The 3,243-nt window shown below is 52.2% G+C and carries 3 protein-coding genes and 1 tRNA gene; 3 read left to right on the forward strand and 1 reads right to left on the reverse strand.

All coding sequences use genetic code 11. The annotated features are described in order from the left end of the window. Position 1: 1 nt before the first annotated feature. Positions 2-75, reverse strand: a tRNA-Asp gene (locus ACUVQO_RS22835). Positions 76-272: 197 nt separating this feature from the next. Between ACUVQO_RS22835 and ACUVQO_RS22840 the strand changes: the two genes are divergently transcribed. The 3 genes from ACUVQO_RS22840 (at position 273) to ACUVQO_RS22850 (ending at position 3,185) form a co-directional block, all read left to right on the forward strand. Then, positions 273-767, forward strand: a complete 495-nt coding sequence (locus tag ACUVQO_RS22840; protein ID WP_445928118.1) for a GNAT family N-acetyltransferase — start codon at positions 273-275, stop codon at positions 765-767. 128 nt (positions 768-895) lie between these two features. Beyond that, complete coding sequence (locus ACUVQO_RS22845; protein WP_445928119.1) at positions 896-2,452, forward strand: NAD(P)/FAD-dependent oxidoreductase; 1,557 nt, start codon at positions 896-898, stop codon at positions 2,450-2,452. 133 nt (positions 2,453-2,585) lie between these two features. Further along, positions 2,586-3,185 carry a SirB1 family protein gene (locus ACUVQO_RS22850; protein WP_445928120.1) on the forward strand — a complete coding sequence of 200 codons (600 nt, stop codon included), beginning with the start codon at positions 2,586-2,588 and terminating at the stop codon, positions 3,183-3,185. Positions 3,186-3,243 lie beyond the last annotated feature (58 nt).

A 3,243-nucleotide genomic window follows, 5' to 3' on the forward strand; every position in this document is an offset into this window, starting at 1 on the left:
ACGGGACTGACGGGGCTCGAACCCGCAACTTCCGCCGTGACAGGGCGGTGCTCTAACCAATTGAACTACAGTCCCTTATGGGTTAGTCCCTTACGGGGTGCCTATTTTTTAAGGCGATCTTTATTGTGTCGGGCAATGGTGCGTTTGTCAAACGTTTTTCGAAAAATCCTAGAAAAATCTCTCCAAGGAAGCGATCGCAAGGAACGGAAGCCACTGCCACTTTGTGCTACCTTCCAGCAAAGTATTGTACTTGTGCGAGCAAACTGGCGGATATGGACATCCGGGACGCGGTAGAAGCAGACTGGCCTGCAATTATTGCTATTTATAATTCCACCATTGCCTGTCGGACGGTAACGGCTGATTTAGAACCTGTGACCTTGGAAAGCCGTCGTCTCTGGTTACAGAGCCATACACCGGATAAGCGGCCTCTGTGGGTGATGGAGTGCCAGGGAGAGGTGGTTGGCTGGTTGGGCTTTCAGTCGTTCTACTCTGGGCGACAGGCTTACGATAAAACGGCAGAATTGAGTATTTATGTGGCTCCTGCCCATCGTCGCCAGGGGATTGGCCAGAAGTTGTTGCAGATAGCGATCGCCCACAGTCCAGCGTTGGGAATTAAAAATCTGGTGGGCTTTATCTTTGTCACCAACCAACCGAGTTTGAAGCTGTTCGAACAGTTTGGTTTTGAGCAGTGGGGATATTTGCCAGGAGTCGCCGAGTTTGAAACAACTCCCTGCGATCTGGTGATTATGGGGCGGAAGTTGGGGTGAAGGGTGGATGAGTAGGTGGGTAGAGGAGCGAAGAGGAGAAGGGGTGGGGAAGATAGGGAGGATGGGGGAGTGGAGAGGCGAACGAAAACGCGCTACCTTAGCCATAGAAGGCAGGTTGAAAGAGTCACATGAGTTTAACGGAGCAATTTTTTCAGCAACTTCCGGGAGAATGCCTGCATGCTTTGCGACGCACGGATGACTTGTGGCACTCCCTGCGCACGGGTACGCTGCCTGTTCCCACAGTGGTTTACGAGACTCACGAATCTCTGGCTGAGGTGGAATGGGATGTGGTGATTTGTGGCGGGACGTTGGGAATTTTGGTGGGGGCCGTACTGGCACAGCAAGGATGGCGAGTGGCGCTGCTGGAGCGGGGTCAGTTGCGAGGCCGGAAACAGGAATGGAATATTTCTCGCAAAGAATTGCAGGCATTTGTTCGATTGGGGTTACTGACAGCAGCGGAACTGAACCAGGCGATCGTCACAGAATATAATCCTGCCCGGATCAGCTTTTTAGGTAGTTCTGACCTGTGGGTTGAGAATGTTTTGAATATTGGCGTAGATCCCTTTTTTTTGCTGGAAACGGTGAAACAACGCTTTCTGGCCTGGGGTGGGCAACTGTTTGAACGCAGTCCGTTTGAGGAAGCGATCGTGCATCCCAATGGAGTGGTCGTCACAACTGGACAGCAGGAATTCAGTACGCGGCTGGTACTGGATGCGATGGGTCACTTTTCTCCGATCGTGCAACAGGCCCGAAAAGGCCAAACTCCCGATGCCGTCTGTCTGGTGGTTGGCAGTTGCGCTACCGGATTTCCCAACAACACGACTGGGGATTTGATTGTCTCCTTCACGCCGATTCAAAACCAGTGTCAGTACTTCTGGGAAGCATTTCCGGCGCGAGATGGTCGTACCACCTACCTGTTTACCTATGTGGATGCTCATCCTGATCGCCCCAGCCTGGAAACCCTGTTTGAGGAATACTTGCGCCTGTTGCCAGAGTATCAGCAGGTCAAACTGACGGACATTCATCCCCAACGAGCGATGTTTGGAGTGTTTCCCTGCTATCGTAAAAGTCCTCTGAAACCCTGTTGGCATCGAATTCTACCTGTGGGAGATAGCAGTGGTAGCCAGTCACCCTTAAGTTTTGGTGGCTTTGGGGCGATGGTGCGACATCTGGAGCGGTTGACGACGGGGATTCACGAAGCATTGCAGGTGGATCGGTTGGATCGGCGATCGCTGGCCTTACTCCAGCCCTATCAGCCCAACCTATCTGTCACCTGGTTATTTCAACGTACGATGAGTGTTGGCATGCAGCAGAAGGTGGCTCCCAATCAGATTAACGAGATGCTATCCAGTGTGTTTCAGGAAATGAGCAGCCTGGGAGATGCGGTACTCAAGCCTTTTTTGCAAGATGTGGTGCAGTTTCCGGCGCTGTTTCAAACCCTGACGAAAACCTCTGTGGCTCATCCGGGCCTGGTGTTAAATGTGATTCCGCAAGTAGGTTTGCCTGCGTTAATGGATTGGTTAGTGCATTATGTCAATCTGGCGGGTTACAGTGCCCTCTATCCGTTGGGGAAAGGACTGTCCGCTCTGTTCAACAGTCTGCCACCGCAGACCGCTTATGGGTATCGCCGTCAGGTAGAGGCATGGAAGTACGGATCGGGCAATGATTATGAGCAAGAGGAGTAGAGGGGTAAAGAGATAGAGGAGTCGAGGCAGAACAAATGGAGTTTCCTGTAGGACGGCAACTGTTTTATCAAGAGATTCAGTTTATCAAGAGATTCAGCAGCCCGATGAGCAAATTTGTCTGGAGCGGGCGGCCTTGTATCTTGCGAAAGAGGAGTATCCGCTCCTGGATGTGGAGGAGTATATGAACGCACTGGATACGATGGCGATTGAGGTACAGGAACGGTTGCCCCCGGAGCCTTACCCCTTGAAAATTCTGCAGGCGATCAATTGGTACCTGTACGAGGATCTGCAATTTAAGGGCAATACGACGGAATACTATGACCCGCGCAATAGTTTCTTGAGTGATGTGATCGATCGCCGCACTGGAATTCCCATCACCCTGTCCCTTGTCTACCTGGCGATCGCCCGTCGCATTGATTTCCCCATGATCGGGATTGGGATGCCAGGGCATTTTATGATTCGGCCTACGGTGGGAGAAATGGAAGTGTTCGTGGATCCATTTCATCAGGGTGAGATCTTATTTCTCCAGGACTGCCGCGATCGCTTGAGCAAAATTTTCGATCGTCCAGTTGAGTTGCGTCCGGAGCTTTTAGAACTGATTACCTCCCGCCACTTCTTAGCCCGGATGCTGACCAACCTGAAAGTGATTTATGCGAACCAGGCCAATCTGGAAAAGACCCTGGCGGCAACCGAACGGATTCTACCTAAATCCGTCGCAGTGCTCCGCCCATAGCCACAGGCTTGGGGGGAGGTGAAGCGGCGGGCGACCGGAGGGAGCAATCACTCGATCT

It is taken from the genome of Leptodesmis sp. (assembly GCF_052746595.1).

Bases quoted from the DNA above. Each gene is read 5' to 3' on its own strand.
- ACUVQO_RS22840 (WP_445928118.1), top strand. From the start codon at position 273: ATGGACATCCGGGACGCGGTAGAAGCAGACTGGCCTGCAATTATTGCT.
- ACUVQO_RS22845 (WP_445928119.1), top strand. From the start codon at position 896: ATGAGTTTAACGGAGCAATTTTTTCAGCAACTTCCGGGAGAATGCCTG.